This is a genomic window from Agromyces sp. NPDC055658 (assembly GCF_053618155.1).
This window is the reverse complement of record NZ_JBSHHD010000073.1, coordinates 1-4283: the sequence shown is the minus strand read 5'-3', so window position 1 is coordinate 4283 and position 4283 is coordinate 1. Positions and strand designations below refer to the sequence as shown.

The window sequence follows — 4283 nt, the reverse complement described above, 5'->3', positions numbered from 1 at the left end:
CCGGGGACGCGTCGAGCGTCCCCGGCCCCGGCCGCGTCAGCGCTGCGCCGCGATCAGGTCGCGATACCAGGCGAACGAGTCCTTGCGCGTGCGCTCCCCCGTCTCGAAGTCGACGTGCACGAGTCCGAACCGCTGCGTGTAGCCCTGCGCCCACTCGAAGTTGTCCATGAGCGACCACACGAAGTAGCCGCGCACGTCGACGCCGTGCTCGATCGCGTCGGCGACGGCGCGGAGGTGCCCGTCGAGGTAGGCGATGCGCTCGTCGTCGTGCACGGCCCGGCCGTCGTCGCCGGCGCCGTCGGCCGCAGGCACGACCTCGTCGGGGTACGACGCACCGTTCTCGGTGATCACGACGGGCGGCAGTGCGTCGCCGTAGTCGCGCCGCAGCCCGACGAGCAGCTCGCCGAACGCCGCCGGCACGACGGGCCAGTCGAATCCGGTGACCGGTGTGCCCTCGGGCGGCGCGACCGGTTCGAACGGCAGCCCGGCCGCGGCGAACTCCGACCCCTCGGCGGGCGCGGCGACGTACGTCGGGTTGTACGAGTTGACGCCGTAGAAGTCGAGCGGCGCCGAGATCGTCTCGAGGTCGCCGTCTTCGAGCCCTGGGAACGCCTCGAGCCCGAACGCGGACAGGTCGGGGTAGGCGCCCGTGAGCACGGGGTCGACGAAGATGCGGTTGTAGACCAGGTCGAACGCGCCCGCGGCCATGAGGTCGGCCGGCTCCGACGAGGCGGGCACGACGAGCGTGTGGTTGTTCGTGATGCCGATCTCGACCGAGCCCGACCGCGAACCCGAACCCGACGCTGCGGCGGCGCGGATCGCCGCGACCGCGAGCCCGTGGCCGAGCAGCTGGTGGTGCACGGTCGGCAGCGCGCCGAGCATGAGTTGGCGCCCGGGCGCCTGCGTGCCCAGCGCGTAGCCCTCGAGCGTCGTCATCGCCGGCTCGTTGAGCGTGATCCACCGGCCGACCCGGTCGCCGAGCCGGTCGAGCACGAGGCCGACGTACTCGGCGTAGCGCGAGGCGGTGTCGCGCGCGAGCCATCCCCCGGCGTCCTCGAGCGGCTGCGGCAGGTCCCAGTGGTAGAGCGTCGCGAGCGGGGCGATGCCGGCCTCGGCGAGCGCGTCGACGAACCGCTCGTAGTGGTCGAGCCCTGCGGCGTTCGCGGGGCCGGTGCCGCCGGGCTGCACGCGCGGCCACGAGATCGAGAACCGGTAGTCGGTCGCGCCGAGCTCCGCGAGCAGGGCGATGTCGTCGCGGTAGCGCCGGTAGCTGTCGGCCGCGACGAGCGCGTTCGAGCCGTCGATGACCCGCCCCGGCTCGGCGGTGAAGGTGTCCCAGATGCTCGGTCCGCGCCCGTCGGCCGTCGTCGACCCCTCGATCTGGAAGGCCGCCGTCGCCGCGCCCCACCGGAAGCCGCGGGGGAAGGTCGGCGGTGCGGCCGCCGCCCGGTCGTCCAGGGGTGCGTTCATGTCGGGTTCCGCCGTCTCTGCGTCGTCGCGAGGCGAGCGCCCGAGGCATCCCCGCCTTGTGGGTCAGATGACCCACTTCGGACGAGCCTAGCGAGCCCGCCCTCGACGGGGAAGCCCCGCCGGGGATTCCGACGCCGACGCGTCCGCCGCCGATTCCCCCGGCAGCGGCATGGTCGCGACATCGGGCCAGTCGAGTTCGCCCGACTCGAACTCGCCGGCGAGCGCGGCCACCCAGTCGCGCTCGGACGAAAGGCGTGCCCGCTCGAACTCGGTCTCGATGAGCAGGATGCGCGGCACGCCCCGTGCTTCGGCGAGATCCGCCGCGATCCGGGCGAGCGCCAGGTCGATCGCCGCGACCCGTGCCCGCAGCGCGGCGATCGCCTCGTCGCGACCGAGCACGCCCATGAACGAGAGCGCCGCGTACGCGAGCACGGCGTCGGGGTCGGGCGACGCGAGCAGCAGGGCGACCCGCCGGCGCAGTTCGGCGCGCCCGGGCTCGGTGATGGCGTACCGGACGCGCTCCGGACGCCCGGTGGGCTGCTCGGTGCCCGCCTCGACGACGAGTCCGGCCGCCTCGAGCTTCGCGACCGCGTGATAGAGGCTGCGGGGCAGCCCGCCGATGAAGTCCTTGCGCGTGTCGACGATGAACCGGTGCATGTCGTACGTGTGCCGGGGCCCCTGGCTCAGGAGCGCGAGCACCGCGAGGGCGGGAAGGTCTCGGTCTGATCGCTGCAGTCGGTCGCGGCTCGTCACCGCCCCAGCGTAATCCATTCAGCGCATTCTGCATTAGTGCATCTTGCACTAATGCAGAATGCATGCGAAGCTGTCGGCATGAACGAGACGCAGACACCCGTCGACTCCGACGCCGACCGCACCGCCGTGCTCGACGCACTCGAGCGCATCCGCTCCGCATGGGACTCGGGCGACGCGAGCGCGTACGCCGCCGAGTTCACCAACGACGCGAGCTACGTGATCTTCGCCGGCCTGGCGAGCCTCGGCCGCGAAGCCATCCGACGCGACCACGTCCCCGTCTTCGAGCATTGGCAGCGGGGCTCGCGCATGGCCATGCGCGTGCTGGACCTGCGCCTCGTCGGCCCCGACGTCGCGATCGCGGTGACCGAGGGCGGCATCGGCAAGCGCGCACGAATCCGGCTCGACAAGATGCAGACCTTCGTCATGGTGCGCGAGGCCGACGGCTGGCGGTGCGCCGCGTTCCAGAACACCAGGAAGAATCGGCTCTTCATCGCGATGAACCGGCTCGCGGCGCCGCGCGATCACTGAGCGGGAGGTCCGCGATCGGTGCCGGCCCGGTCGCGCCCGCGCGTCGCAGCACTTCTCCGCGCCCGCACCCCCGGCGTACGCTGTAACCGTCGGAGGGGGTTGCAATGCAGGCCACGGTGGGCGAACGCCTCTTCATCCACGGAAAGCAGGTCGGCCAGCCCGGCCGGCACGGCGAGATCCTCGAGGTCCGCGGCGAGGACGGCGGTCCGCCGTACCTCGTGCGCTTCGACGACGGACACGAGACGCTGCTCTACCCGGGCGCCGACTGCGAGCTCGAACCCGCCGCCGAGTGAACCTGTGCCGCGGCATTCCAGCGCCGGTCACGGTTCGGCCGACGGGATGCCTCGCGCTCGCGCCGCGCTAGCGTGGAAGGCATGTACCACTCCTATGCGGCGATCGGCGACAGCTTCACGGAGGGCGTCGGCGACGAGTTGCCCGACGGCAGCGTGCGCGGCTGGGCCGACTTCGTGGCGCTCGGCCTCGCACAGCACGCGCGCGAGCCGATCGGCTACGCGAACCTCGCGATCCGCGGGCGCAAGCTCGGCCCCATCATCGACGAGCAGCTCGGCGCCGCGATCGCGCTGAAGCCCGAGCTCCTGAGCTTCAACGGCGGCGGCAACGACATGCTGCGCCCCCGCATGGACGAGCAGGTGACGGCGACTCGCTTCCGCGACGCGATCCACCGCATTCGCGACGCCGGCATCCACGTGCTCATGCTGAGCGGGGCGAACCCGACCGAGCACCTGCCGATGGGCAAGGTCTTCGACGCCCGCGGCGCCCGGCTCACGGCCGCGCTCGTCGACCTCGGCACGCTCGAGGGCGTGACCTTCGTCGACAACTTCAACGACCGTGGGCTCCGCGACATCCGCTACTGGTCGCCCGACAAGCTGCACCTCAACGCCCTCGGCCACGCGCGCGTCGCCTCGAACGTGCTCACCGCGCTCGACGTGCCCGTGCCGCCCGAGTGGGGCGTCGAAGAGGTCGCAGCCGCCCCGCCCGGGCCGCGAAGCCGCAACACCGCCGCGTACTACCGCGAGTTCGTGCTGCCCTGGATCGGGCGCCGGCTCACCGGCCGCTCGTCGGGCGACGGCCGGGTCGCGAAGCGCGCGACGCTCGAGGCGGTCGAGCCGGGCTGAGTGCGGGCGGGCGCCGGCGGCCGAGTGGGCGTCGCGTTCGGCGGCGCGCGGCTCAGGGCTCCAGCGCCTCCGAGACCGCGAGGCGATCCTCGAAGATCCGCTCACCGGTCCGCTCGAGCACTTCGACCACGTGGTCGGGGGCGCCCGACCTCCTGATGTGGTCGACCAGCACCGAGGTCGTCACCGGGAACTGCAGCCCGTCCAGATGGGACTGCACTCGCACCTCGTGCACCAGCACGCTCATCACCTCTCTCGTCGCTCAGGTTCCTCGTGGGAGGCGACCCGGGCCCGCCCGCAACCCCCCGGCCCCCCCCAGGCCCAGGGGATCACGCCGGACCCCCCATGCGCCCGCACACACCCCCCCCCACCATAGCCCCCCAGCGCGGCTAGGCACAC

At 72.7% G+C, this 4283-nt stretch carries 6 protein-coding genes; 3 read left to right on the top strand and 3 right to left on the bottom strand.

Translation table 11 applies throughout. The features are described from left to right. Positions 1-36: 36 nt before the first annotated feature. Entirely contained in the window at positions 37-1470 is a 1434-nt protein-coding gene (locus tag ACWGPE_RS18465) for a GH1 family beta-glucosidase (protein WP_452049232.1), read from the bottom strand. Positions 1471-1557: 87 nt separating this feature from the next. Next, entirely contained in the window at positions 1558-2241 is a 684-nt protein-coding gene (locus tag ACWGPE_RS18460) for a PadR family transcriptional regulator (protein ID WP_452049231.1), read from the bottom strand. Between the two features lie 60 nt (positions 2242-2301). On the opposite strand from ACWGPE_RS18460, the gene ACWGPE_RS18455 reads away from it, so the two are divergent. The 3 genes from ACWGPE_RS18455 to ACWGPE_RS18445 all read left to right on the top strand — a co-directional run bounded on the left by ACWGPE_RS18455 (position 2302) and on the right by ACWGPE_RS18445 (position 3887). After that, on the top strand, positions 2302-2751 hold the full coding sequence (locus ACWGPE_RS18455) for an SgcJ/EcaC family oxidoreductase (RefSeq protein ID WP_452049230.1): 450 nt from the start codon (positions 2302-2304) through the stop codon (positions 2749-2751). 104 nt (positions 2752-2855) lie between these two features. Further along, on the top strand, positions 2856-3044 hold the full coding sequence (locus ACWGPE_RS18450; RefSeq protein WP_231428691.1) for a DUF1918 domain-containing protein: 189 nt from the start codon (positions 2856-2858) through the stop codon (positions 3042-3044). Positions 3045-3125: 81 nt separating this feature from the next. Further along, a complete protein-coding gene (locus ACWGPE_RS18445; RefSeq protein WP_231428692.1) occupies positions 3126-3887 on the top strand; it encodes an SGNH/GDSL hydrolase family protein in 762 nt (253 codons plus the stop codon). A gap of 52 nt (positions 3888-3939) precedes the next feature. On the opposite strand, the gene ACWGPE_RS18440 is transcribed toward ACWGPE_RS18445, so the two are convergent. After that, positions 3940-4131, bottom strand: a complete 192-nt coding sequence (locus ACWGPE_RS18440) for a DUF2795 domain-containing protein (protein WP_231428693.1) — start codon at positions 4129-4131, stop codon at positions 3940-3942. Positions 4132-4283 lie beyond the last annotated feature (152 nt).